We start from the raw sequence: 26,031 nt of genomic DNA, 5'->3' as shown, positions 1-26,031 counted from the left end.
ACGAATTGTTTCTATGCTCAAGGCCTTCGGCACCTTCGCCCCACGCCAACCGGAGCCCCCATGGCAACCCCGTCACTGGCCAGCCAGCCGCAACTGGCCCAACGCGACTCCCGCCCGCAGCTTGCCCACAAGCCGGGGCGTGCCACCCTGGTGTTGTTCTTCGGCCTGCTGCTGGCCGGCATTGCCTACTCCGCCTGGAGCCTGAAGCAGGATGTGACGGCCAGCGGCACGGCAATCACCACGGTCACGCCATTCCTGCTGCTGGGCCTGGCGTTGCTGATTGCCCTGGGCTTCGAGTTCGTCAATGGCTTCCATGACACTGCCAATGCAGTGGCCACCGTGATCTACACCCACTCCTTGCCGGCACCGGTCGCCGTGGTGTGGTCCGGGCTGTGCAACTTCCTCGGCGTGCTGCTTTCCAGCGGCGCGGTAGCGTTCGGCATCATCGCTTTGCTGCCGGTGGAGCTGATTCTGCAGGTCGGCTCCTCGGCCGGCTTCGCCATGGTCTTCGCCCTGCTGCTGGCGGCGATCATCTGGAACCTCGGCACCTGGTGGCTGGGCCTGCCGGCATCCTCCTCGCACACCCTGATCGGTTCGATCATCGGTGTGGGCGTGGCCAACGCGCTGATGCACGGACGCGACGGTACCAGTGGCGTGGACTGGGCCCAGGCCAGCAAGGTCGGTTATGCCCTGCTGTTCTCGCCACTGATCGGCTTTGCCTGCGCTGCCCTGTTGCTGCTGGCCCTGCGCGCGCTGGTCAAGCGCAAGGCGCTGTACCAGGCGCCGGAAGGCCAGACACCACCACCGTGGTGGATCCGCGGCGTGCTGATCCTGACCTGCACCGGTGTGTCCTTTGCCCACGGTTCCAACGACGGCCAGAAAGGCATGGGCCTGATCATGCTGATTCTGGTCGGCACCCTGCCGATGGCTTACGCACTGAACAAGACCATGCCCAATGAGCAGGCCCTGCAGTTTTCCGCCGTCGCCGAGGTAACCCGCCAGGCACTGGTGCGCAACGACCCGCAAGCGGCGCCGGCCGACCCGCGCCAGGTGCTGACCACGTTCATTGCCGAACCCAAGGCCAGCCCGCAACTGGTACCGGCGCTGGCGGCGCTGACCGGCATGATCGGCGAAGAGGTCAAAGGTTATGGCTCGCTCAAGCGCGTACCGGCCGAGGCCATGGCCAACGTGCGCAACGACATGTACCTGACCAGCGAAGCCATCCGCCTGATCGAGAAGAACCAGCTGGTGGTGTTCGATGCCGACACACGCAGCCATGTGCTGCTGCTCAAGACCCAGCTGGACGACGCCACCCGCTACATCCCGCTGTGGGTGAAAGTGGCCGTGGCCATCGCACTGGGGCTGGGGACCATGGTCGGCTGGCGGCGCATCGTGGTGACGGTAGGCGAGAAGATCGGCAAGACCCATCTCAGCTATGCCCAGGGTGCGTCGGCCGAGGTGGTGGCAATGTGCACCATTGGTGCGGCGGACATGTTCGGGTTGCCGGTGTCGACCACCCACGTGCTGAGTTCCGGGGTGGCCGGGACCATGGTGGCCAACGGGTCGGGGATTCAGAAGCGCACGCTGGTCAACCTGCTGATGGCCTGGGTGCTGACCTTGCCGGCAGCGATGCTGTTGGCCGGCAGCCTGTACTGGCTACTGCACCACATTTTCTGAATCTGTACTCCATCCCTGTGGGAGCGGGCATGCCCGCGAACACCGGCAAAGCCGGTGCCATGCACCGCGGTGCCTGCTTCGCGGCGGTTCGACACGCCCGCTCCCACAGGATCAGTGCCAACTGTTCAAGCCGGGATTTTCAGACCACGCTGCACCGCCGGCCGCTCAAGGAACGCCGCCAGCACCCGCTGCACTTCCTTGAACTGATCGAAGACGACCAGGTCACGGGCGTTGTAACGCTCCACCAGGTTACGCACCCACGGGAAGATCGCGATATCGGCAATGCTGTACTCGTCGACCATCCATTCCCGGCCTTTCAGATGCCGGTCCAGCACACCGAGCAGGCGCTTGGACTCGTTGACATAACGGTCCCGCGGGCGTTTGTCCTCGTATTCCTTGCCAGCAAAGAAATGGAAGAAGCCCACCTGGCCGAACATCGGCCCGATGCCGCCCATCTGGAACATCAGCCACTGCAGGGTCTGGTAACGCTGGGCCGGATCCTGGCTCAGCAACTGGCCGCTCTTCTCCGCCAGGTACTGCAGGATGGCCCCGGACTCGAACAGCGGCAGCGGCTGGCCGCCCGGACCATTGGGGTCGAGGATGGCGGGGATCTTGTTGTTGGCGCTGAGCGAGATGAATTCGGGGCTCAGCTGATCATCGTTGTCGAAGCTGACCTTGTGCGGCTCATAGGCCAGGCCGATCTCTTCGAGCATGATCGACACCTTGACGCCATTGGGCGTCGGCAGTGAATACAGCTGCAGGCGCTCGGGGTGCCTGGCGGGCCACTTGCGGGTAATAGGGAAAGCACTGAGATCGGTCATGATCAACCTTGCCTGGGGGAGTGAACCTCTCACTCTAGAGACATCCCCGGCCGCTGACCATCACCGACCACTTGTCAGCACGGGCAGTCAGGCTTGGCCGTGAGCCTTGAGCTTGAGCTTTTCGGTATCGACACGGACGAACACCGAGTCGGCGGTCACGGTCAGCACATCGTCGGCCCAGACTTCGCAGATCACCCGGCTCTTACGCCCTACTTCGCCTTCCACACGCGCCTTGAGCAACAGCTCGACGCCCATCGGCGTGGGTTTCAGGTAGGTCAGGTTGAGCGTGCCGGTAACGCAGTCGATACGCGGCAGGCTACCCGGCTCGCGGCCTTCGTTACGGTAGTGGTAGGCCATCGCCGTCCAGTTGGAGTGGCAGTCGACCAGCATCGCCAGCAGGCCGCCGTAAACCAGGCCGGGCCAGCCGGTGAAGGTGCTGTCGGGCACGTGCCGGCACAACAGGTGGATGCCGTCGGCGTCCCAGTGGCTTTGCAGGTGCAGGCCGCTGGGGTGGGAGCAACCGCAGCCGTAGCAAGTGCCGTCGGGTGCAGCGAGTGCCTGTAGAGAAAGTGAGTGGTCGTTCATACGCTTCCTGTGCTTGTTCGAATGGGGGCGCGCAACGCCCCCATTAAAGCAGAATCATCAGGCCGTCTGGGCAACCACCTTGGTGCCCCGCTGGGTCAGCGAAACCAGCAAGATGAATGCAGTCACTCCGGCAGTCATCAGCGTCTCGTAGCGGTAGGCATCGCTGAACAGCATGTAGCCCAGCACCATGACGATGGTGCCGATCACCAGCCAGGTCAGCCACGGGAACAGCCACATCTTCAGCTCCAGCGGCCGCCCTTCACGCTCGGCACGGGCACGCATGCGCAGCTGCGACACGGCAATCACCAGGTACACCAGCAAGGCGATGGCACCCGTGGTGGACAGCAGGAAGCCGAACACCTTGCCCGGGAACACATAGTTGACGAAGCACCCGGCAAAGCCGGCCAGGGTCGAGAAAATGACCGCCACGGTCGGTACGCCAGAACCGGAGATACGCTTGGTAACGCTCAGCGCCTGGCCACGGGCGCCCAGCGAATAGAGCATGCGCGACGCGGTGTACAGGCCCGAGTTCATGCAGCTGGTCACGGCCACCAGCACCACGATATCCACCAGCAGCTTGGCACCCGGCACGTTCAGCACTTCCAGCACGCGCTGGAACGAGCCCACGGCTTTAAGCCCCGGGTCGTTCCAGGCCACCAGCGACACCACCAGGAAGATCGACGCCAGGTAGAAGATGGCGATGCGGTACACCACCAGGTTGGTGGCGCGGCGGATCTTGTCTTTCGGGTTGGCGGTTTCGTCAGCGGCAATGGTGACGATTTCGGCGCCGAAGAACGAGAAGATGGTGATCAGCACGCCACCGAGCACGGTGCCGAAACCGTTGGGCATGAAGCCACCGTTGTCCCACAGCCGGCTCACCCCGGACACCTCGGCCAGCGGCCAGACGCCGAACACCGCCAGGCTGCAGACCACGATGAAGGCAATGATCGCCACCACCTTGACCAGCGCGAACCAGTACTCGAAGGCCCCGAAGTTCTTCACGCTGATCAGGTTGGTGCCCGACAGCACCAGCATGATCAGGAAGGCGAACAGCCACGACGGCACACCGGGGAAGTAGGCATGCAGGATATCGGCGCCGGCAATGGCCTCGACCGGAATGATCAGTACCCAGAACCACCAGTACAGCCAGCCGATGGTAAAGCCCGCCCAAGGGCCGATGGCTTCGGAGGCATAGGTGGAAAACGAGCCGCTGTTGGGGTTGGCGATGGCCATTTCGCCCAGCATGCGCATCACCAGCAAGACCAGCAGGCCGGTCATGGCGTAGGAGATGAGGATGGCCGGGCCGGCGGTGGCGATGGCGTTGGAGGAACCGATGAACAGGCCGGCCCCGATGATGCCGGCAATGGAGATCATGGAGACCTGACGGGACGTCAGGCCGTGCTGCAGGGAGCGCTGTTTGTTGTTGTGTAGCGAAGCCATGAAGAACCCTCGAATGGGTCGGCCGCGGCGGAGCGGCTGAAGACTGGAGCAGAATTCTTATAAATTTCTGATGTTCGTTGTTGTTGTTTTGCAGATGCCGGAAGCGGGTACTGACCTCCTCTTCGCACGACCGGTTGTAATCGTTGATCCAGGTCAGTATTAATCTATAGGGCGGGGTCAACAAACGACCTTTTCGAAACACATGATTCCGTTACGGAATGAACTCCTTCCTTTTTTGCTCGGTATTTGCCCGTCATGTCCAAACGCCTGATGCCTTCGACCACCGCCCTTCAGTGCTTCGAAGCGGCCGCCCGCCACCTCAGCTTCACCCGCGCGGCCCAGGAACTGCACCTGACCCAGAGCGCCGTCAGCAAGCAGGTGGCGCAGCTCGAGGACATGCTGTCGCACTCGCTGTTCCAGCGCATTCGCCGGCGCCTGCACCTGACCCCCGCCGGCGCGCTGTACCTCACCGAAGTGAACAAGATCCTCACCCAGATCGACATTTCCAGCCGCTACATCCTCAGCTACGGCGACGAGACCGAAGTGCTGCGCATCGCCACCCAGCCCACCTTCGGCGCGCGCTGGCTGGTGCCCCGGCTGAAGGGTTTTGGCGACCGCTACCCGCGCATTCACCTGGATATCCGCAACGAACTGGAGCCGTTCGACCTGGTGCAGGCCAAGGCCGACATTGCGTTTTTCTTCGGCCAGGGCACCTGGCCCGGGGCAACCTGCATCGAGCTGTTCAGCGAAGAAGTGGTGCCGGTGTGCAGCCCGCAGCTGCTGGCCAACCACCGTTTCGTCAGCGCCCAGGCGCTGACCGAACACCGCCTGCTGCAGTGCGTGTCGCGCCCGGAGGCCTGGCACGAATGGTTCCTGGGGCTGGGGTTGCATAGCCAGAACAGCTACCACGGGCCACGCTTCGACACGTTCTACCTGTGCATCCGCGCGGCCATTGCCGGCTGCGGCATCGCCCTGATTCCGCGCTACCTGGTGGCCGAAGAACTGAGCGAGGGCAAGCTGGTGGTGGCCTGGGACCACCCGGTGGCGAGCAATGGCCGGCACTTCATCGCCCATGCCGAGCATGCGGCCGAAGTGCCCAAGGTCAGGGCCTTCGTGCAGTGGATTCGGGAGCGGGTGGCCGAGGGGGATTGATTTGACCTGTACCGGCCTCTTCGCGGGTAAACCCGCTCCCACAGGGATCGCACAGCTTTCAAGTGTGGCGCCGTACTGTGGGAGCGGGTTCACCCGCGAAGAGGCCGGCACAGGCGATATAAATCAACTACAAGATCGCGAATCCATGGAATGACCGCAATCGAATAATTCGTTTGCGGAATAACCCGCCAACACGCTTGGATAATAAGAAACTCGAACAAAGGTCCGCGTGCCCATGAACCAGGAAAGTATCAGCCAATCCATTGCCATCGTTCACCCGATCACACTTTCCCATGGCCGTAATGCCGAAGTCTGGGACACTGACGGCAAACGTTACATCGACTTCGTCGGCGGTATCGGTGTGCTCAACCTGGGCCACTGCAACCCGGCCGTGGTCGAGGCGATCCAGGCCCAGGCCACTCGCCTGACCCACTACGCCTTCAACGCAGCCCCCCACGGGCCATACCTGGCACTGATGGAGCAACTGAGCCAATTCGTGCCGGTCAGCTACCCCTTGGCCGGCATGCTCACCAACAGCGGCGCGGAAGCTGCGGAAAACGCCCTGAAAGTAGCCCGCGGTGCCACCGGCAAACGCGCCATCATCGCCTTCGACGGCGGCTTCCACGGTCGCACTCTGGCCACGCTGAACCTCAACGGCAAGGTCGCCCCGTACAAGCAGCGGGTCGGTGAACTGCCAGGGCCGGTGTACCACCTGCCCTACCCCAGCGCCGACACCGGGGTAACCTGCGAACAGGCCCTAAAGGCCATGGACCGCCTGTTCAGCGTCGAGCTGGCCGTGGAGGACGTGGCGGCGTTCATCTTCGAGCCGGTGCAGGGCGAAGGCGGCTTCCTCGCCCTTGACCCAGGCTTCGCCCAGGCCCTGCGCCGCTTCTGCGACGAGCGCGGGATCCTGATCATCATCGACGAGATCCAGTCGGGTTTCGGTCGTACCGGCCAGCGCTTCGCCTTCCCGCGCTTAGGGCTTGAGCCCGACCTGCTGCTGTTGGCCAAGAGTATTGCCGGCGGCATGCCACTGGGTGCGGTGGTCGGGCGCAAGGAACTGATGGCAGCGCTGCCCAAAGGCGGCCTGGGTGGCACCTATTCGGGCAACCCGATCGCCTGCGCGGCGGCCCTGGCCAGCCTGGCGCAGATGACCGACGAGAACGTCGCTACCTGGGGTGAGCGCCAGGAGCAGGCAATCGTGCGCCGCTACGAGCGCTGGAAGGCTTCTGGATTGAGCCCGTTCATCGGCCGCCTGACCGGCGTCGGCGCCATGCGCGGGATCGAGTTCGTCAATGCCGACGGCAGCCCGGCACCGGCGCAGCTGGCCAAGGTGATGGAAGCGGCGCGAGCCAAGGGCCTGTTGCTGATGCCTAGCGGCAAGGCACGGCACATCATCCGCCTGCTGGCACCGCTGACCATCGAGGCCGCGGTGCTCGAAGAAGGTCTGGATATCCTCGAGCAGTGCCTGGCCGAGCTGAACTGATACTTACAAGCCCAGTTCTGCGGGAGTGAGCATGTCGGACTCGAAGGCAATCCAGCCGCCTTCGAGTTCGGCGTGGCCGTTGACGATCGGGCCGTAGTAGGTCAGGCCGTTTTCCAGGGTCACGCAGATGTGCGTGGCGTTCTTTTCAGGGGCCGCGAGCGTACCGACGAAATGCACCTTTTTCAGGGTTTCGGTCACCGCTTCCAGGCCAACGCGCATGTTGGGGTTTTCCGAGGCCTCGGTGTCGCCGCCACGGTCTTCGGCGCTGATGGTGATGGTGGCGATGTACGGGTACTTGGTGCTCAAGCGGGGTTACCTCAGTGGGTGTGTAGGCGTATGGGCGCGTAGAGTACGGCAGGTGGTCTCTATTGTCTCTACTGGCCTCTTCGCGGGTAAACCCGCTCCCACAGGGACCGCATGCGCAGTACCTGTGGGAGCGGGTTTACCCGCAAAGAGGCCGGGCCTGCAAAAGGTGATCTGAAAGGCCCGATCTGTTAGGGTGCCCGCCGATGCAAGCCACACCACACGAGGATCCCGAGTGAGCGCCGAAGAACCCCTGATCGCCGACCTGTTCGAAGTCGACAAACGCCTGTCCCTCAAGCCCGTGGTGGACTTCAACAGCTACCTGCGCAACGCCTTCGGCGAAGGCCCGTGCCGTTGCCACCGCTGCACCGAAGGTGGCGACCAAAGCACCTACAGCCACGCCCACACCTTCACCTTCGACGGCCGCCAATGGCACCGCCGCTTCGCCAGCACCTCCGGCAGCGACGTCGCCCAGGCCCTGAAAAAAGCCTGGCTGTCGTACACCAAGGCCGATCTCAACCTGGTGGGTGCACTGGACCTGGCCACCCTCAAGACCTTCACCGAAGCCGCCCTGCACACGCGCCTGCTGGCCCTGCTGCCCGCCAGCGGCCTGGCCCGCGAAGTGGACGGCCAGTGGATGCTGCAAGCCCAGGCCGACTGACGGTCAGGCGGCAGGGCAGGATTCTCCCGGTCTGCTACCGTGGGAGAATCCGCTCATCCACAGGTAGTCCGCCATGGCCCGCACAACGCCCATCGAGCTGTACCGCAATATCGGCATCGTCGCCCACGTGGATGCCGGCAAGACCACGACCACCGAGCGGATCCTGTTCTACACCGGGGTCAACCACAAGATGGGCGAAGTGCACGATGGTGCCGCGACCATGGACTGGATGGCCCAGGAGCAGGAGCGCGGCATCACCATTACCTCGGCGGCGACCACCGCCTTCTGGCAGGGCTCGACCAAGCAGTTCGCCCACAAGTATCGCTTCAACATCATCGACACCCCCGGCCACGTCGACTTCACCATCGAGGTGGAGCGCTCGCTGCGCGTGCTCGATGGCGCGGTGGTGGTATTCAGCGGCGCGGACGGGGTCGAACCACAGTCCGAGACCGTTTGGCGCCAGGCCAACAAGTACCACGTGCCACGCCTGGCCTACATCAACAAGATGGACCGCCAGGGCGCTGACTTCCTGCGCGTGGTCAGGCAGATCGACCAACGCCTGGGCCACCACCCGGTACCCATCCAGCTGGCCATCGGCAGCGAAGAAAACTTTGTCGGCCAGATCGACCTGGTGAAGATGAAGGCCATCTACTGGAACGATGCGGATCAGGGCACCAGCTATCGCGAGGAAGACATCCCCGCCGAACTGCAGGCACTGGCCGACGAATGGCGCGCGCACATGGTCGAGGCCGCAGCCGAGGCCGATGACGAACTGCTCACCAAGTTTCTCGAAGGCGAAGCGTTAAGCATCGAAGAGATCAAGGCCGGCCTGCGCAAACGCACCCTGAACAACGAGATCGTGCCGACCATCCTCGGCTCGTCGTTCAAGAACAAGGGCGTACCGCTGATGCTCGACGCGGTCATCGACTACCTGCCCGCGCCTTCGGAAATCCCCGCCATCAAGGGCACCGACCCGGATGACGAAGAGAAGCACCTGGAGCGCCACGCCGACGACAGCGAGCCGTTCTCGGCCCTGGCGTTCAAGATCGCCACCGACCCGTTCGTCGGCACCCTGACCTTCGCCCGGGTCTATTCCGGCGTGCTCAGCTCCGGCAACGCGGTGCTCAACTCGGTCAAGGGCAAGAAAGAACGCATCGGCCGCATGGTGCAGATGCATGCCAACCAGCGCGCCGAAATCAAGGACGTGTGCGCTGGCGACATCGCCGCGCTGATCGGCATGAAGGACGTGACCACCGGCGACACCCTGTGCGACATGGACAAGCCGATCATCCTCGAACGCATGGACTTCCCCGACCCGGTCATTTCCGTGGCAGTGGAGCCGAAGACCAAGGCCGACCAGGAAAAAATGGGCATTGCCCTGGGCAAGCTGGCCCAGGAAGACCCGTCATTCCGTGTGCGCACCGATGAAGAGACTGGCCAGACCATCATCTCGGGCATGGGCGAGTTGCACCTGGACATCATCGTCGACCGCATGCGCCGCGAGTTCAACGTCGAGGCCAACATCGGCAAGCCACAGGTGGCCTACCGCGAGAAAATCCGCAACACCTGCGAAATCGAGGGCCGCTTCGTCCGCCAGTCCGGCGGCCGAGGCCAGTACGGCCACTGCTGGATCCGCTTTGCCCCCGGCGACGAGGGCAAGGAAGGCCTGGAGTTCATCAACGAAATCGTCGGCGGCGTGGTACCGCGCGAGTACATCCCGGCGATCCAGAAGGGCATCGAGGAGCAGATGAAGAACGGCGTGCTCGCCGGCTACCCACTGATCAACCTGAAGGCGGCGGTGTACGACGGCTCGTACCACGATGTCGACTCCAACGAAATGGCCTACAAGATCGCCGCCTCGATGGCCACCAAGCAGCTGTCGCAGAAAGGTGGAGCGGTGTTGCTGGAGCCGGTGATGAAGGTGGAAGTGGTGACCCCGGAGGAGTACCAGGGTGACATCCTCGGTGATCTGAGCCGGCGCCGCGGGATGATCCAGGATGGTGACGAAACGCCGGCCGGCAAGGTGATCCGTGCCGAGGTGCCGCTGGGCGAGATGTTCGGCTACGCCACCTCGATGCGCTCGATGACCCAGGGCCGGGCCAGCTTCTCGATGGAGTTCACCCGCTATGCCGAGGCGCCGGCGAGTATTGCCGACGCCATCGTCAAGAAGAACCGCGGGGAATAGTTCATTCGTCTGTACCGGCCTCTTCGCGGCTAAAGCCGCTCCCACAGGGAATGCATAACCCCTGTGGGAGCGGCTTTAGCCGCGAAGAGGCCGGTACAGGCAACAACCACTCTCAGTGCTGCTCACCAGCCCGCTTCAGCAATTTCTTGCAGCGCTCCGACAGATGCACCACCCGCAATTGCTTGCCCGCCCTGGCATACCGCTCCCGCAAGGTCTTCAACGCGGCAATCGCCGAATAATCGACAAAGCTCAAATGCTGGCAATCCAGGGTCACCTTGGCCGGGTCGTTAGCCGGATCGAACTGGTTCAGGAACGGCGTGGTCGAGGCAAAGAACAGCGTGCCATGCACCTGATAACGCTTGCCCCCTTCCCCGTCCTCATGACTGTCGGCATACAGCTCGCGCGCATGCTGCCAGGCAAAGTTCACCGCCGCGATGACGACACCGAACAATACCGCCACTGCCAAGTCGGTGAGCACCGTTACCACGGTCACGGCAATGATCGCCAGCACATCGCTCAGCGGCACCTTGTGCAGCACACGCAACGATGCCCAGGCAAAGGTCTGCTGCGCCACCACGAACATCACCCCGACCAGTGCCGCCAGCGGAATACGCTCGATCAGCGGCGAAAGGAACAACACGAACAGCAGGACCATCACTCCGGCCACTACGCCCGACAGCCGGCCACGACCATTGGAACTGAGGTTGATCACCGTCTGGCCGATCATCGCGCACCCACCCATGCCACCGCACAGGCCGGAAACCATATTGGCCGCGCCCAGTGCCACGCACTCGCGGTCCGGGTAGCCACGGCTTTCGGTGATTTCATCGGTCAGGTTGAGCGTAAGCAGGGTTTCCAGCAGGCCGACCATGGCCATCAGCACCGCGTAAGGGACGATGATCTTCAGGGTTTCAAGATTCCACGGTACGTCCGGCAGCGCCAGGTGCGGCAGGCCACCGGCGATGTTCGCCATATCGCCCAGGGTGCGAGTGGGCAGGCCCAGCAGGTACACCAGCACACCAACGCTGAGGATCGCCACCAACGCCGGCGGCACCGCACGGGTCAGTTTCGGCAACACATAAACCACCAGCATGGTCAGCGCCACCAGGCCCACCATCAGGTACAGCGGCGCACCGCTGAGCCAGTGCTCACCCTGCTTGAAATGCTCCAGCTGGGCCAGGGCGATGACGATGGCCAGGCCGTTGACGAAGCCGAGCATTACCGGGTAGGGCACCAACCGCACCAGCTTGCCCAGGCGCAGCAAGCCGAACAGGATCATCACCACGCCCCCCAGCAGCACCGTCGCCAGCAGGTACTGCGCACCGTGCTGCACCACCAGCGCGACGATCACCACCGCCATCGAGCCGGCAGCGCCGGAAATCATCCCCGGCCGGCCACCGAACAGCGCCGTCAGGGTGCAGATGATGAAGGCGCCATACAGACCCATCAGCGGGTTCAGGTGAGCCACCAGGGCAAAGGCGATGCACTCGGGCACCAGGGCGAACGAGGTGGTCAGGCCGGCGAGCAGGTCGGCGCGGAGTCGGGCGGGTTTCATGAGCATCCTGTGAGGCGGTCCGGGCGGACGGTACAAAAACAAGGGGCGCGATGTTACGGAATTTGTCTGATAGCGGCCACCGCTCAAGGGGTTCTATAACGTGAAACCAGCAGAAGCCAGGCAAATTTGCCATCATGAACATTCCACCTGCGGAGATCATGGACATGCCGCTACGCCCCCTTCTCGCCTCCCTGCTGCTGGTCGCCAGCCTTACCGCCCAGGCCGCCACCGAGGTCGTACCGCTACAACACCGCAGCAGCGCCGAACTGCTGCCCGCCGCCCAGGCGTTCATCGGCAAGGACGGCACGGTCAGCGCCTTCGAGAACAAGCTGATCGTCAACGCCAGTGCCGAGCGCATCGACGACCTGCGCGCCTTGCTGCAACAGCTGGACACCGCGCCCAAGCGCCTGCTGATCAGCGTCGACAACAACGACAGCAACTTCCAGGACAACCGTGGCAATGCGCGTGTCATCCACTACGGTACCAGTAACCGTGACGGCGGCATGCAGCAGATCCAGGCCAGCGAAGGCCAGCCGGCACTGATCCAGATAGGCCAGAGCATCCCGATCACCAGCACCAGCACCGACGGCTACGGGCGCATCCAGAGCAACACCGAATACCGCAACGTGACCCAGGGTTTCTACGTCACCCCAAGCCTGAGTGGCGATACGGTTCGTCTGCAAATAAGCACCAATAATGACCGCATCAGCCATGAACGTGCAGATGTAGTGAATGTGCAAAGCACCGACACGACGGTCACCGGCAAGCTCGGCGAATGGATCACACTGGCCGGGCACAATCAGCAGAGCCAAGCCGATCGCAGCACATCAAGCCTCAGTTACAGCACCCAGCGCGGTGAAAACATGACTTTACGTGTCAAAGTCGACCTTCTCGACTGATCCCAGGCAATTCAAGGCCTCGACCAAAGGCCTTGAAACTGACTGCCAAGTCGCATTAGACCAAAGATGTAGTAAGAGAAAAAAACCACTACAAAACATTTGACAGGGTCTTTTTCCCAAGGGCATGATGGCCTCGCTCCCGCTAATCAGGGGCCCTGGCAAGGGCCTTCGAGGCGTGCTCCTCCCACCCCTGGAGGCGCCTCGTGTCTATACGGCCCACAAGGCGGTTCGACGGGATTGCGACTGCAACGAAGAAGTTGTCCCGAGGGACGGAAGCGCATCACCGCAGTACTGGCAATCGCGTAGCACCGCAGCAAGGCAACCACGAGCCAACCTGCCGGAGCACCCTTTCGCCTGACCTGCACACCCTTCCCCTTCGAGCCTTCGCGTTCGCCGCCGCACTCCTGCGAACAGGACAGCCGCCAGCTCCTGATCTGCTCCGAGCATCAGCACAATTACCCCAAGATCGATGCGACGAGGTTTATTTCCATGGCACTGACACGCGAACAGCAAATTGCAGCCCTCGAGAAAGACTGGGCCGAGAACCCGCGCTGGAAAGGCGTGACCCGTACCTACACCGCCGCTGATGTCGTTCGCCTGCGTGGCTCCCTGCAGCCGGAGCACACCCTGGCGCGCCTGGGTGCAGAAAAACTGTGGAAGCTGGTCACCGAAGGTGCCCACCCGTCCTTCCGCCCAGAAAAAGATTTCGTCAACTGCATGGGCGCCCTGACCGGCGGCCAGGCAGTGCAGCAGGTCAAGGCCGGCATCCAGGCCATCTACCTGTCCGGCTGGCAGGTTGCCGCCGACAACAACTCGGCCGAGTCCATGTACCCTGACCAGTCGCTGTACCCGGTCGACTCGGTACCGACCGTGGTCAAGCGTATCAACAACGCCTTCCGCCGCGCCGACCAGATCCAGTGGAAAGCCGGCAAGAACCCGGGCGACGACGGCTACATCGACTACTTCGCGCCAATCGTGGCCGACGCCGAAGCCGGTTTCGGTGGCGTACTGAACGCCTACGAGCTGATGAAGAACATGATCGAAGCAGGCGCCGCCGGCGTGCACTTCGAAGACCAGCTGGCCTCGGTCAAGAAATGCGGCCACATGGGTGGCAAGGTACTGGTACCGACCCAGGAAGCTGTACAGAAGCTGGTGGCCGCACGCCTGGCCGCTGACGTTTCGGGCGTTCCGACCATCATCCTGGCCCGCACCGACGCCAACGCCGCCGACCTGCTGACCAGCGACTGCGACCCGTACGACCAGCCGTTCGTGATCGGCGAGCGTACCCGTGAAGGCTTCTACAAGGTACGCGCCGGCCTCGACCAGGCCATCGCCCGCGGCCTGGCCTATGCGCCATACGCCGACCTGATCTGGTGCGAAACCGCCAAGCCGGACCTGGACGAAGCCCGCCGCTTCGCCGAAGCGATCAAGAAGGAGTACCCGGACCAGATCCTGTCGTACAACTGCTCGCCGTCCTTCAACTGGAAGAAGAACCTGGACGACGCTACCATCGCCAAGTTCCAGCGCGAGCTGTCGGCCATGGGCTACAAGCACCAGTTCATCACCCTGGCCGGCATCCACAACATGTGGCACGGCATGTTCAACCTGGCGCACGACTACGCCCGCAACGACATGACCGCCTACGTGAAGCTGCAGGAGCAGGAATTCGCTGACGCCAACAAAGGCTACACCTTCGTGGCGCACCAGCAGGAAGTGGGCACTGGCTACTTCGACGACATGACCACTGTTATTCAGGGCGGGGCTTCGTCGGTGACTGCACTGACTGGTTCGACTGAGGAAGAGCAGTTCCACTGATAGTGGGTTGCTGTTGAAGAAAGGCCCGGGGTTTGTGAAAGCCCTGGGCCTTTTTGCATGGGTTCAAATAGCAGCCTGTGACTGGAACAACCTCAATGCTTCATGCCCAGCTCTGCGTCATCCATCAGCGCCTTGGCCATGGCGCTGAGGTAATGGGCAGCCCAGATCATCATCGGTTTCTCGTCCATCAGGCCGGTGATGGTCAGTTCGCGCACATAGCCCATCAGTTCGGATGATTGCTCGCGGGCATCGCGGCAAGGGATGCCGGGCTCGATGCGGAACAGTGGGTGGGTGCCGTTTTCACCTTGGTAGAAGGTGGTTTTGCCGACGGTGAACTGGGTGTCTTCTGTTGTCATTGTTCATTCCCCTGAAAATTCTCTACTGCCTGGGCCGACCCTTTCGCGGGTAAACCCGCTCCCACAGGTGCTGTGCAAGTCTTGGCGCTTGTGATGAACCTGTGGGAGCGGGTTTACCCGCGAAGAGGCACACCCAGACAACACATCAATCAAGCCTTAGTGCAAAGTCCGAGGCCCTGTGTGCATCTGCGCCTGAACCAATGCCGAAGGCCTGATGCACCACGGTGGCCTGGATCAGGGTGTCTTCGAGGGAATGGGGGTTGTGGGGTGGATCGGGGACAACTTTTAGCATGACTCGCTCCTTTCTTTCCTGTTTGGCTGCCATCCGCCCGCTGTCAAACGGTTAGGTGGCAGCTATGCGCGGGTTGACAGACCGGTGGAAAGAAAGAAAGACCGGCGCACGCGAACGTGCCCACACGCACAGCTGCCATTGAGGCAAAGCGAGTGCACCTTCTTTCAATTCCGGCCTGTCAAAGCCGTGTCGTTGATGTGCAACGACTCGCCGAGACTAGAGCGCTGCCACAGCAGCCGCAACGGAAAAAAGGCGGCAAGAGTATGTTTGGGAAATGGCCTACATGGAAGGGGTTAAATCCGACATGTCAGGTGTTCTGCGCCCGATTGCGTCAGGGCGGCCAGGTGCCTGCCTTGGTTTTTGCGGTGCTGCTCAAATCGAGCGCCGCCCGCGCGGCGCTCGATCTCACAGGCGCCACATTCCTCTCGCCATACCCATGCCAGCCCTCACACAACCCCGACGCATCACCAACAAACCCCACAATCAGGTCTATGCTTGTGGCAGCCCAGCAGCAAGGACCGCCCATGCCCCGCCCGAGCCACCTGACCATAATCGCCCTGGCCGCCGCTGCCCTCTATATATATGCACTGGCCAGCGACAACACCCTGCTCGCCCTGCTGGCCAAACCGATACCCGTACTGGCTCTGATCGCCTGGCTGCGCAGCGCCCCAGCCTCGCCCTATCGCAAGTGGATCTCGATCGGCCTGGCGTTCTCGGTACTCGGCGACATCCTGCTGGCCATCCCCGCCGACCTGTTCGTGTTCGGCCTGGTCGCATTCCTTTGTGCCCACCTGGCCTACCTGCGCGCCTATTGCGGCCAAACATTGCACCCCGCCCTACCCGCACTCCTGTTCAGCGCCCTCACCGGCATCACCCTGTTCGGCGTACTCGCCAGCCACGGTCTCGGCCCGCTGCTGATCCCGGTCGCAGTGTACGCCCTGGCAATCAGTGCCATGCTCTGGCGCGCACTGGCCTGTGGCAGCCTGGCCGCGCTCGGTGCCGGCCTGTTCGTATTCTCCGACAGCCTGATCGGCATCGACCGCTTCGTCAGCCCCTTCGCCGCCGCGCCGTACCTGATCATCCTCACCTACTGGCTCGGCCAGTGGGCGATCACTTCATCTGCCAGTCATCGCTCAATCGATAAAGTATTGACCCAGGGCGGTGCGAGCGGTGTCGGGAGGTGCTAGAACAGGCGTTTTTCGCATTTGCAAGTAGAGGAAATCGCCAGATGAACTTTACAAGGCACAGAACAGGGGAAATATCAGGCATCAGGTTAAATGATATCAATTATCATTACGAAACTTGCAATTCGTTACCCGTCGCAAGAAACATAATTAACAAAACCGCACGCAATGCCCGAATCTCAAGGCTTTCAGCCAGTTACACGCAGGTTTTGTACTTAATCCTACGAATAAATTTGCGACAGAAATTTTACTTGCACCGGGTTTACCCATAAAATCAGCGCGATTGATTCAGCTGCGACATTTGGTCACTGCACGTGCGACACCAGGTCGCCGCTCTACACTTATTTCAGACTGCAGAGCTGGGTCTCTGTATAAGGATCTCTAGCATGTCCGATTCGGCAGGACTCATCGCCCACAACTGGGGCTTTGCCATCTTCCTCCTGGGTGTCGTCGGCCTGTGCGCCTTCATGCTCGGCCTGTCCAGCCTGCTCGGTAGCAAGGCCTGGGGCCGCGCCAAGAACGAACCCTTCGAATCCGGCATGCTGCCCGTCGGCAGCGCCCGCCTGCGCCTGTCCGCCAAATTCTATCTGGTCGCGATGCTGTTCGTGATATTCGATATCGAAGCCCTCTTCCTCTTTGCATGGTCTGTGTCCGTCCGCGAAAGCGGCTGGACCGGATTCGTCGAAGCACTCGTTTTCATAGCAATTCTGTTGGCTGGTCTTGTCTACCTATGGCGCGTCGGGGCACTTGATTGGGCTCCCGAAGGTCGCCGCAAGCGGCAAGCGAAGCTGAAACAATGAGGCTTTGGCATGCAATACAATCTCACCAGAATCGATCCGGATGCGCCCAACGAGCAGTACCCGGTCGGTGAACGGGAAACCGTCACCGATCAACTGCTAGAGGACCAGGTCCACAAGAACATCTTCATGGGCAAGCTTGAAGATGTGCTGCGTGGCGCGGTCAACTGGGGTCGCAAGAACTCCCTCTGGCCGTACAACTTCGGCCTGTCCTGCTGCTACGTGGAAATGACCACGGCCTTCACGGCACCCCACGACATCGCCCGCTTCGGCGCCGAAGTCATCCGGGCCTCGCCGCGTCAGGCCGACTTCATGGTCATCGCCGGTACCTGCTTCGTCAAAATGGCGCCGATCATTCAGCGCCTGTACGAGCAGATGCTCGAACCGAAATGGGTCATTTCCATGGGTTCGTGCGCCAACTCCGGCGGCATGTACGACATCTACTCGGTCGTTCAGGGGGTCGACAAGTTCCTCCCCGTGGACGTCTATGTGCCTGGCTGCCCGCCACGCCCTGAGGCTTTCCTGCAAGGCTTGATGCTGCTGCAGGAGTCGATCGGCCAAGAACGACGCCCGCTTTCCTGGGTCGTTGGTGATCAAGGTATTTACCGTGCCGAGATGCCAGCCCAGAAAGACCTGCGTCGTGAGCAGCGCATTGCAGTAACCAACCTGCGCAGCCCCGACGAAGTCTGATCCAGCGACCTGCCGCCCGCTCCCCTGGAGCCGGCGGCCTGGCTTCATTCTTAACGTTGACCCAAAGCGACCGAGACCATGACAGCGGACAACGCTATTTTCATTCCGCCCTACAAGGCTGACGACCAGGATGTGGTCGTCGAACTGCACAACCGTTTTGGCGCCGAAGCATTCGTCGCCCAGGAAACCCGCACCGGCATGCCCGTGCTGTGGGTCAAGCGCGAGCAACTCAAGGAAGTGCTCAGCTTCCTGCGCGGCGTGGCCAAACCGTACAGCATGCTGTACGACCTGCACGGCGTCGACGAACGCCTGCGCACCCAGCGCCGCGGCCTGCCCGCCGCCGACTTCAGCGTGTTCTACCACCTGCTGTCGATCGAGCGTAACAGCGATGTGATGATCAAGGTGTCGCTCAGCGAAGGCGACCTGAACCTGCCGACCGTGACCGGTATCTGGCCGAACGCCAACTGGTACGAGCGCGAAGTCTGGGACATGTTCGGCATCGACTTTGCCGGCCACCCGCACCTCAGCCGCATCATGATGCCGCCCACCTGGGAAGGCCACCCGCTGCGCAAGGACTACCCGGCCCGCGCCACCGAGTTCGATCCCTACAGCCTGACCCTGGCCAAGCAGCAGCTTGAAGAGGAGTCGGCACGCTTCAACCCGGAAGCCTGGGGCATGAAGCGTCAGGGCGCCAACGAGGACTACATGTTCCTCAACCTCGGCCCCAACCACCCTTCCGCGCACGGTGCCTTCCGTATCGTCCTGCAGCTGGACGGTGAAGAAATCGTCGACTGCGTACCGGACATTGGCTACCACCACCGTGGTGCCGAGAAAATGGCCGAGCGCCAGTCCTGGCACAGCTTCATCCCGTACACCGACCGTATCGACTACCTCGGCGGGGTAATGAACAACCTGCCGTACGTGCTCGCGGTCGAGAAACTGGCCGGCATCAAGGTGCCACAGAAGGTCGACACCATCCGCGTGATGCTGGCCGAGTTCTTCCGTATCACCAGCCACCTGCTGTTCCTGGGTACCTACATCCAGGACGTCGGCGCCATGACCCCGGTGTTCTTCACCTTCACCGACCGCCAGCGCGCCTACACCGTGATCGAAGCGATCACCGGTTTCCGCCTGCACCCGGCCTGGTACCGCATCGGTGGCGTCGCCCACGACCTGCCGCGCGGCTGGGACAAGCTGGTCAAGGACTTCGTCGAATGGCTGCCCAAGCGCCTCGACGAGTACGAAAAGGCTGCCCTGCAGAACAGCATCCTCAAGGGCCGTACCATCGGCGTTGCCGCGTACAACACCAAGGAAGCCCTGGCCTGGGGTACCACCGGTGCCGGCCTGCGTGCCACCGGTTGCGACTTCGACCTGCGTAAAGCCCGCCCCTACTCCGGCTACGAGAACTTCGAGTTCGAAGTACCGCTGGCCCACAACGGCGATGCCTACGATCGCTGCATGGTCCGTGTCGAGGAGATGCGCCAGAGTATCCGCATCATCGACCAGTGCCTGCGCAACATGCCGGAAGGCCCGTACAAGGCGGACCACCCGCTGACCACGCCGCCACCGAAAGAGCGCACCCTGCAGCACATCGAAACCCTGATCACGCACTTCCTGCAAGTCTCGTGGGGCCCGGTCATGCCGGCCAACGAGTCGTTCCAGATGATCGAGGCGACCAAGGGCATCAACAGTTACTACCTGACGAGCGATGGCGGCACCATGAGCTACCGCACCCGGATCCGTACCCCGAGCTACCCGCACCTGCAGCAGATCCCTTCGGTGATCAAAGGCAGCATGGTCGCCGACCTCATTGCGTACCTGGGCAGTATCGACTTCGTTATGGCTGACGTGGACCGCTAAGCATGAACAGCACGCTTATCCAGACAGACCGTTTCGCCCTGAGCGAAACCGAGCGCTCGGCCATCGAGCACGAAATGCATCACTACGAGGACCCGCGCGCGGCGTCCATCGAAGCCCTGAAGATCGTCCAGAAGGAACGTGGCTGGGTGCCGGACGGCGCCATCCACGCCATCGGTGAAGTGCTGGGCATTCCGGCCAGCGACGTCGAAGGTGTCGCCACTTTCTACAGCCAGATCTTCCGTCAGCCGGTCGGCCGCCACATCATCCGTGTGTGCGACAGCATGGTCTGCTACATCGGCGGCCATGAATCGGTGGTCAGCCAGATCCAGAGCGAGCTGGGCATCGGCCTCGGCCAGACCACCGCGGACGGGCGTTTCACCCTGCTGCCGGTGTGCTGCCTGGGCAACTGCGACAAGGCCCCGGCGCTGATGATCGACGACGACACCTTCGGTGACGTGCAGCCGGCTGGCGTTTCCAAACTGCTGGAGGGTTACGTATGACCATTACTTCCTTCGGCCCGGCCAACCGCATCGCGCGCACGGCCGAAACCCACCCGCTGACCTGGCGCCTGCGTGACGACGGCGAGCCGGTATGGCTTGCCGAGTACGAATCGAAGAACGGCTACGCTGCCGCCCGCAAGGCACTGGCGCAGATGTCGGCCGACGACATCGTGCAAAGCGTCAAGGACTCCGGCCTCAAGGGCCGCGGTGGCGCAGGCTTCCCCACTGGCGTGAAGTGGGGCCTGATGCCCAAAGACGAATCCATGAACATCCGCTACCTGCTGTGCAACGCGGACGAAATGGAGCCGAACACCTGGAAGGACCGCATGCTGATGGAGCAACAGCCCCATCTGCTGGTCGAGGGCATGCTGATCAGCGCCCGCGCCCTGAAGGCCTACCGTGGCTACATCTTCCTGCGTGGCGAATACACCACCGCAGCGAAGAACCTCAACCGCGCCATCGAGGAAGCCAAGGCCGCCGGCCTGCTGGGCAAGAACATCCTCGGCAGCGGTTTCGATTTCGAGCTGTTCGTGCACACCGGTGCCGGCCGCTACATCTGCGGTGAAGAAACCGCACTGATCAACTCGCTGGAAGGCCGCCGCGCCAACCCACGCTCCAAGCCGCCCTTCCCTGCTGCCGTTGGTGTGTGGGGCAAGCCGACGTGCGTGAACAACGTCGAAACCCTGTGCAACGTCCCGGCCATCGTCGCCAACGGCAACGACTGGTACAAGTCGCTGGCCCGCGAAGGCAGTGAAGACCACGGCACCAAGCTGATGGGCTTCTCCGGCAAGGTGAAGAACCCGGGCCTGTGGGAACTGCCATTCGGCGTCACCGCCCGTGAACTGTTCGAAGACTACGCCGGCGGCATGCGCGACGGCTTCAAGCTCAAGTGCTGGCAGCCAGGCGGCGCCGGTACCGGTTTCCTGCTGCCCGAGCACCTCGACGCGCAGATGTACGCCGGTGGCATCGCCAAGGTCGGCACCCGTATGGGTACTGGTCTGGCCATGGCGGTGGACGACAGCATCAACATGGTTTCGCTGCTGCGCAACATGGAAGAGTTCTTCGCCCGCGAGTCGTGCGGCTGGTGCACTCCATGCCGTGACGGCCTGCCGTGGAGCGTGAAGATGCTGCGCGCACTGGAAAAAGGCCAGGGCCGCGCCGAAGACATCGAGACGCTGCTGGGCCTGGTCAACTTCCTCGGTCCTGGCCGTACCTTCTGTGCTCACGCACCAGGTGCCGTCGAGCCGCTGGGCAGTGCCATCAAATACTTCCGCTCGGAGTTCGAGGCGGGTGTCGCCCCAGCAAGTGCTGGCGATGCACTGCGTCCAAATCTGGCGAAGCCGATCGTGGTCGGCGCATAACAAGATGATTAGGCGGGTGGTCCGTGCCACTCGCCAGCTTGCCGGCAGGCCCGAGAAATCGTGGCGTGTCGCAAGCTCTACGATTTCCATTAGCCACGCCCGCTCACGCGGGCCAACGAAGAACTTTGAACAATGGCCACTATCCACGTAGACGGCAAAGCGCTCGAAGTCAACGGTGCAGACAACCTGTTACAGGCCTGTCTGTCGCTCGGCCTCGACATCCCTTATTTCTGCTGGCACCCGGCGCTTGGTAGCGTTGGTGCCTGCCGGCAGTGCGCGGTCAAGCAGTACACCGACGAGAACGACACCCGCGGTCGTATCGTCATGTCCTGCATGACCCCTGCCTCCGACGGCACCTGGATCTCCATCGACGATGAAGAATCCAAGGCGTTCCGCGCCAGCGTCGTCGAATGGCTGATGACCAACCACCCGCACGACTGCCCGGTGTGCGAGGAAGGCGGTCACTGCCACCTGCAGGACATGACGGTAATGACCGGCCACAACGAGCGCCGCTACCGTTTCACCAAGCGTACCCACCAGAACCAGGACCTCGGCCCGTTCATCGCCCATGAGATGAACCGCTGCATCGCCTGCTACCGCTGCGTGCGCTACTACAAGGACTATGCCGGTGGTACCGACCTGGGCGTGTACGGCGCCCACGACAACGTGTACTTCGGCCGCGTCGAAGACGGCGTGCTGGAAAGCGAATTCTCCGGCAACCTGACCGAGGTCTGCCCGACCGGCGTGTTCACCGACAAGACCCACTCCGAGCGCTACAACCGCAAGTGGGACATGCAGTTCGCCCCGAGCATCTGCCACGGCTGCTCCAGCGGCTGCAACATCAGCCCGGGCGAGCGCTACGGCGAACTGCGCCGGGTCGAAAACCGCTTCAACGGTTCGGTCAACCAGTACTTCCTGTGCGACCGCGGCCGCTTCGGCTATGGCTACGTCAACCGCAAGGATCGCCCACGCCAGCCACACCTGGCCGACGGCACCAAGCTGGGCCTGGACGCCGCCCTGGACAAGGCCGCCGACCTGCTGCGCGGCCGCACCATCGTTGGTATCGGTTCGCCACGCGCCAGCCTGGAAAGCAACTACGGCCTGCGTGAGCTGGTCGGTGCCGAGTACTTCTACTCGGGTATGGAAGCCGGCGAACTGGCCCGCGTACGCCTGGCCCTGAACGTGCTGAACAACAGCCCGCTGCCGGTTCCGACCCTGCGCGACATCGAAGACCACGACGCCGTCTTCGTGCTCGGTGAAGACCTGACCCAGACCGCTGCCCGCGTCGCCCTGGCCGTGCGCCAGGCCACCAAGGGCAAGGCCGAGGCCATGGCCGAAGCGATGAAAGTGCAGCCGTGGCTCGACGCCGCCGTGAAGAACATCGGCCAGCACGCGCTGTACCCGCTGTTCATCGCTTCGCTGGCTGAAACCAAGCTGGACGACGTCGCCGAAGAATGCGTGCACGCCGCCCCGGCCGACCTGGCCCGCATCGGTTTCGCCGTGGCCCACGCCATCGACCCGAGCGCCCCAGCCGTCGAAGGCCTGGACGCCGAAGCGCAAGCCCTGGCCCAGCGCATTGCCGACGCCCTGGTCGCCGCCAAGCGCCCACTGGTCGTAGCCGGTACCTCGCTGGCCGACCCGGCACTGATCGAAGCCGCCGCCAACATCGCCAAGGCGCTGAAGCTGCGCGAGAAGAACGGCTCGCTGAGCCTGGTGGTGCCTGAAGCCAACAGCCTCGGCATGGCCATGCTCGGTGGCGAGTCGGTCGATGCCGCGCTGGACGCGGTCATCAGCGGCAAGGCCGATGCCATCGTCGTGCTGGAAAACGACCTGTACACCCGCGTACCGGCCGCCAAGGTCGACGCTGCCCTGGCCGCGGCCAAGGTAGTGATCGTTGCCGACCACTCGAAAACGCCGACTGTCGACCGCGCCCACCTGGTGCTGCCAGCTGCCTCGTTCGCCGAAGGCGACGGTACCCTGGTCAGCCAGGAAGGCCGTGCCCAGCGCTTCTTCCAGGTGTTCGACCCGCAGTACCTGGACAGCAGCATCCAGATCCACGAAGGCTGGCGCTGGATGCACGCCCTGCGCGCCACCCTGCTGAACAAGCCGGTCGACTGGACCCAGCTGGACCACGTCACCAGCGCCTGCGCCGAAGCCGTCCCGCAACTGGCCGGCATCGTCAACGCTGCGCCAGGCGCCGCGTTCCGCATCAAGGGCTTGAAACTGGCCCGTGAGCCGCTGCGCTATTCCGGCCGTACCGCCATGCGCGCCAACATCAGCGTGCACGAGCCGCGCACCCCGCAAGACAAGGACACCGCGTTCGCCTTCTCCATGGAAGGCTACTCGGGCTCGGCCGAACCGCGCCAGCAAGTGCCGTTCGCCTGGTCGCCGGGCTGGAACTCGCCGCAAGCCTGGAACAAGTTCCAGGACGAGGTCGGTGGCCACCTGCGTGCCGGTGACCCAGGCGTACGTCTGATCGAATCGCAAGGCGACCGCCTGCACTGGTTCAACGCCATTCCGGGCGCCTTCAACCCGGCCCGTGGCACCTGGACTGCAGTGCCGTTCTTCCACCTGTTCGGCAGCGAAGAAAGCTCCTCGCGCGCCGCCCCGGTGCAAGAGCGCATCCCGGCAGCCTATGTGGCCCTGGCCAAGTCCGAAGCCGACCGCCTGGGCGTCAACGACGGTGCCCTGCTGAGCCTGAACGTGGGCGGTGTGGCCCTGCGCCTGCCACTGCGTATCAATGAAGAGCTGGGCGCCGGCCTGGTCGCGTTGCCGAAAGGCCTGGCTGGCATTCCGCCTGCCATCTTCGGTGCATCCGTCGAAGGTCTGCAGGAGGCAGCACAATGAGCTGGTTCACCCCCGAAGTGATCGATGTGATCCTCACCGTGCTGCGGGCCATCGTGGTCCTGCTGGCGGTGGTGGTCTGCGGCGCGCTGCTCAGCTTCGTCGAGCGTCGCCTGCTGGGCTGGTGGCAGGACCGTTACGGTCCGAACCGCGTCGGCCCTTACGGCATGTTCCAGATCGCTGCCGACATGCTGAAGATGTTCTTCAAGGAAGACTGGAACCCACCCTTCGTCGACCGTGTGATCTTCACCCTGGCACCGGTAGTGGCCATGAGCGCCCTGCTGATCGCCTTCGTGGTCATCCCGATCACCCCGACCTGGGGCGTTGCCGACCTGAACATCGGCCTGCTGTTCTTCTTCGCCATGGCCGGCCTGTCGGTCTACGCGGTGCTGTTCGCCGGCTGGTCGTCGAACAACAAGTACGCCCTGCTGGGCAGCTTGCGTGCCTCGGCACAGACCGTGTCGTACGAAGTGTTCCTGGGCCTGGCGCTGATGGGCGTGGTGGTACAGGTGGGCTCGTTCAACATGCGCGACATCGTTGAATACCAGGCGCAGAACCTGTGGTTCATCATTCCGCAGTTCTTCGGCTTCTGCACCTTCTTCATCGCTGGCGTCGCCGTGACTCACCGTCACCCGTTCGACCAGCCAGAAGCGGAACAGGAACTGGCCGACGGCTACCACATCGAGTATGCCGGCATGAAATGGGGCATGTTCTTCGTCGGTGAGTACATCGGCATCATCCTCATCTCGGCGCTGCTGGTAACCCTGTTCTTCGGCGGCTGGCACGGCCCGTTCGGCATCCTGCCGCAACTGTCGTTCCTGTGGTTCGCACTGAAGACCGCGTTCTTCATCATGCTGTTCATCCTGCTGCGCGCCTCGATCCCGCGCCCACGCTATGACCAGGTGATGGACTTCAGCTGGAAGTTCTGCCTGCCGCTGACCCTGATCAATTTGCTGGTGACCGCTGCGATCGTGCTCTACAACACGCCAGCCGTCGCGGCCCAGTGAGGATTTGACCCATGTTCAAGTATATCGGCGACATCGTTAAGGGCACCGGCACCCAGCTGCGCAGCCTGGCAATGGTGTTCTCCCACGGGTTCCGCAAGCGCGACACCCTGCAGTACCCCGAAGAGCCCGTGTACCTGCCGCCGCGCTACCGCGGCCGCATCGTCCTCACCCGCGACCCCGATGGCGAGGAGCGCTGCGTAGCGTGCAACCTCTGCGCGGTGGCCTGCCCGGTCGGCTGCATCTCGCTGCAGAAGGCCGAGACCGAGGACGGCCGCTGGTACCCGGAGTTCTTCCGCATCAACTTCTCGCGCTGCATCTTCTGCGGCCTGTGTGAAGAAGCGTGCCCGACCACCGCGATCCAGCTGACTCCGGATTTCGAAATGGCCGAGTTCAAGCGTCAGGACCTGGTTTACGAGAAAGAAGATCTGCTGATCTCCGGCCCCGGCAAGAACCCTGACTACAACTTCTACCGTGTTGCCGGTATGGCGATCGCTGGCAAGCCGAAGGGCTCTGCACAGAACGAAGCCGAGCCGATCAACGTGAAGAGCTTGCTCCCATAAG

The 26,031-nt window shown here is 62.8% G+C and carries 23 protein-coding genes; 16 read left to right on the top strand and 7 right to left on the bottom strand.

The window, feature by feature from the left end:
- The first annotated feature begins 60 nt into the window (after positions 1-60).
- Entirely contained in the window at positions 61-1,677 is a 1,617-nt protein-coding gene (locus ACIQYU_RS08655; protein ID WP_207831045.1) for an inorganic phosphate transporter, read from the top strand.
- Between the two features lie 125 nt (positions 1,678-1,802).
- Here ACIQYU_RS08655 and ACIQYU_RS08650 read toward each other — a convergent pair whose 3' ends face one another.
- The 3 genes from ACIQYU_RS08650 to ACIQYU_RS08640 form a co-directional block, all read right to left on the bottom strand.
- The gene (locus ACIQYU_RS08650) at positions 1,803-2,498 is read right to left on the bottom strand and encodes a glutathione S-transferase N-terminal domain-containing protein (RefSeq protein WP_207831042.1); all 696 of its coding nucleotides are present in this window, start codon (positions 2,496-2,498) and stop codon (positions 1,803-1,805) included.
- Between the two features lie 87 nt (positions 2,499-2,585).
- Complete coding sequence (locus ACIQYU_RS08645; RefSeq protein WP_063912661.1) at positions 2,586-3,083, bottom strand: PaaI family thioesterase; 498 nt, start codon at positions 3,081-3,083, stop codon at positions 2,586-2,588.
- A gap of 57 nt (positions 3,084-3,140) precedes the next feature.
- Entirely contained in the window at positions 3,141-4,523 is a 1,383-nt protein-coding gene (locus ACIQYU_RS08640; protein WP_207831041.1) for an amino acid permease, read from the bottom strand.
- Between the two features lie 255 nt (positions 4,524-4,778).
- Between ACIQYU_RS08640 and gcvA the strand changes: the two genes are divergently transcribed.
- Positions 4,779-5,675, top strand: a complete 897-nt coding sequence (gene gcvA / locus ACIQYU_RS08635) for a transcriptional regulator GcvA (protein ID WP_207831039.1) — start codon at positions 4,779-4,781, stop codon at positions 5,673-5,675.
- A 235-nt stretch (positions 5,676-5,910) separates the two neighbouring features.
- Positions 5,911-7,161: an aspartate aminotransferase family protein gene (locus tag ACIQYU_RS08630; RefSeq protein WP_207831038.1), complete on the top strand. Its 1,251-nt coding sequence runs from the start codon at positions 5,911-5,913 to the stop codon at positions 7,159-7,161.
- A 3-nt stretch (positions 7,162-7,164) separates the two neighbouring features.
- Here the strand turns inward: ACIQYU_RS08630 and ACIQYU_RS08625 are convergent, their stop codons facing one another.
- The gene (locus ACIQYU_RS08625; protein ID WP_085720495.1) at positions 7,165-7,467 is read right to left on the bottom strand and encodes a hypothetical protein; all 303 of its coding nucleotides are present in this window, start codon (positions 7,465-7,467) and stop codon (positions 7,165-7,167) included.
- A 232-nt stretch (positions 7,468-7,699) separates the two neighbouring features.
- On the opposite strand from ACIQYU_RS08625, the gene ACIQYU_RS08620 reads away from it, so the two are divergent.
- Positions 7,700-8,125 carry a hypothetical protein gene (locus tag ACIQYU_RS08620; protein ID WP_087499969.1) on the top strand — a complete coding sequence of 142 codons (426 nt, stop codon included), beginning with the start codon at positions 7,700-7,702 and terminating at the stop codon, positions 8,123-8,125.
- Between the two features lie 73 nt (positions 8,126-8,198).
- Positions 8,199-10,310 (top strand): elongation factor G, encoded by a 2,112-nt coding sequence (gene fusA, locus ACIQYU_RS08615; RefSeq protein WP_207831036.1) that lies wholly within the window; start codon positions 8,199-8,201, stop codon positions 10,308-10,310.
- A gap of 112 nt (positions 10,311-10,422) precedes the next feature.
- Here the strand turns inward: fusA and ACIQYU_RS08610 are convergent, their stop codons facing one another.
- Positions 10,423-11,865 (bottom strand): SulP family inorganic anion transporter, encoded by a 1,443-nt coding sequence (locus ACIQYU_RS08610; protein WP_207831033.1) that lies wholly within the window; start codon positions 11,863-11,865, stop codon positions 10,423-10,425.
- A 134-nt stretch (positions 11,866-11,999) separates the two neighbouring features.
- Here ACIQYU_RS08610 and ACIQYU_RS08605 point away from each other — a divergent pair, with 134 nt between their 5' ends.
- Both ACIQYU_RS08605 and aceA read left to right on the top strand, forming a co-directional pair.
- Entirely contained in the window at positions 12,000-12,764 is a 765-nt protein-coding gene (locus ACIQYU_RS08605; protein ID WP_207831032.1) for a secretin N-terminal domain-containing protein, read from the top strand.
- A gap of 489 nt (positions 12,765-13,253) precedes the next feature.
- On the top strand, positions 13,254-14,579 hold the full coding sequence (aceA, locus tag ACIQYU_RS08600; protein WP_013973380.1) for an isocitrate lyase: 1,326 nt from the start codon (positions 13,254-13,256) through the stop codon (positions 14,577-14,579).
- Positions 14,580-14,671: 92 nt separating this feature from the next.
- Here the strand turns inward: aceA and ACIQYU_RS08595 are convergent, their stop codons facing one another.
- The gene (locus ACIQYU_RS08595; protein ID WP_023660664.1) at positions 14,672-14,935 is read right to left on the bottom strand and encodes a DUF3077 domain-containing protein; all 264 of its coding nucleotides are present in this window, start codon (positions 14,933-14,935) and stop codon (positions 14,672-14,674) included.
- A 145-nt stretch (positions 14,936-15,080) separates the two neighbouring features.
- Positions 15,081-15,227 (bottom strand): hypothetical protein, encoded by a 147-nt coding sequence (locus tag ACIQYU_RS08590; protein WP_207831305.1) that lies wholly within the window; start codon positions 15,225-15,227, stop codon positions 15,081-15,083.
- Between the two features lie 524 nt (positions 15,228-15,751).
- Between ACIQYU_RS08590 and ACIQYU_RS08585 the strand changes: the two genes are divergently transcribed.
- The 9 genes from ACIQYU_RS08585 (at position 15,752) to nuoI (ending at position 26,030) form a co-directional block, all read left to right on the top strand.
- A complete protein-coding gene (locus ACIQYU_RS08585) occupies positions 15,752-16,414 on the top strand; it encodes a lysoplasmalogenase (protein ID WP_207831029.1) in 663 nt (220 codons plus the stop codon).
- Between the two features lie 383 nt (positions 16,415-16,797).
- The gene (locus tag ACIQYU_RS08580) at positions 16,798-17,211 is read left to right on the top strand and encodes an NADH-quinone oxidoreductase subunit A (protein ID WP_003251427.1); all 414 of its coding nucleotides are present in this window, start codon (positions 16,798-16,800) and stop codon (positions 17,209-17,211) included.
- A 9-nt stretch (positions 17,212-17,220) separates the two neighbouring features.
- A complete protein-coding gene (locus ACIQYU_RS08575) occupies positions 17,221-17,898 on the top strand; it encodes an NADH-quinone oxidoreductase subunit B family protein (RefSeq protein ID WP_003251429.1) in 678 nt (225 codons plus the stop codon).
- 78 nt (positions 17,899-17,976) lie between these two features.
- Complete coding sequence (gene nuoC, locus ACIQYU_RS08570) at positions 17,977-19,758, top strand: NADH-quinone oxidoreductase subunit C/D (protein ID WP_013973384.1); 1,782 nt, start codon at positions 17,977-17,979, stop codon at positions 19,756-19,758.
- 2 nt (positions 19,759-19,760) lie between these two features.
- Positions 19,761-20,258 (top strand): NADH-quinone oxidoreductase subunit NuoE, encoded by a 498-nt coding sequence (gene nuoE, locus ACIQYU_RS08565; RefSeq protein WP_003251433.1) that lies wholly within the window; start codon positions 19,761-19,763, stop codon positions 20,256-20,258.
- Positions 20,255-21,619 (top strand): NADH-quinone oxidoreductase subunit NuoF, encoded by a 1,365-nt coding sequence (gene nuoF / locus ACIQYU_RS08560; RefSeq protein ID WP_207831027.1) that lies wholly within the window; start codon positions 20,255-20,257, stop codon positions 21,617-21,619. Before nuoE ends, nuoF begins: the two co-directional genes overlap by 4 nt.
- A gap of 132 nt (positions 21,620-21,751) precedes the next feature.
- Entirely contained in the window at positions 21,752-24,466 is a 2,715-nt protein-coding gene (nuoG, locus tag ACIQYU_RS08555) for an NADH-quinone oxidoreductase subunit NuoG (protein WP_207831026.1), read from the top strand.
- On the top strand, positions 24,463-25,470 hold the full coding sequence (nuoH, locus tag ACIQYU_RS08550) for an NADH-quinone oxidoreductase subunit NuoH (protein WP_063912671.1): 1,008 nt from the start codon (positions 24,463-24,465) through the stop codon (positions 25,468-25,470). Before nuoG ends, nuoH begins: the two co-directional genes overlap by 4 nt.
- Positions 25,471-25,481: 11 nt before the next feature.
- The gene (nuoI, locus tag ACIQYU_RS08545; protein WP_003251442.1) at positions 25,482-26,030 is read left to right on the top strand and encodes an NADH-quinone oxidoreductase subunit NuoI; all 549 of its coding nucleotides are present in this window, start codon (positions 25,482-25,484) and stop codon (positions 26,028-26,030) included.
- The last annotated feature ends 1 nt before the right edge of the window (position 26,031 follow it).

Source organism: Pseudomonas sp. NPDC096925 (genome assembly GCF_044762545.1).
GTDB lineage: Bacteria > Pseudomonadota > Gammaproteobacteria > Pseudomonadales > Pseudomonadaceae > Aquipseudomonas.
The sequence above is the reverse complement of the archived record's forward strand: the minus strand, read 5'-3'. Positions and strand labels throughout refer to the sequence as shown.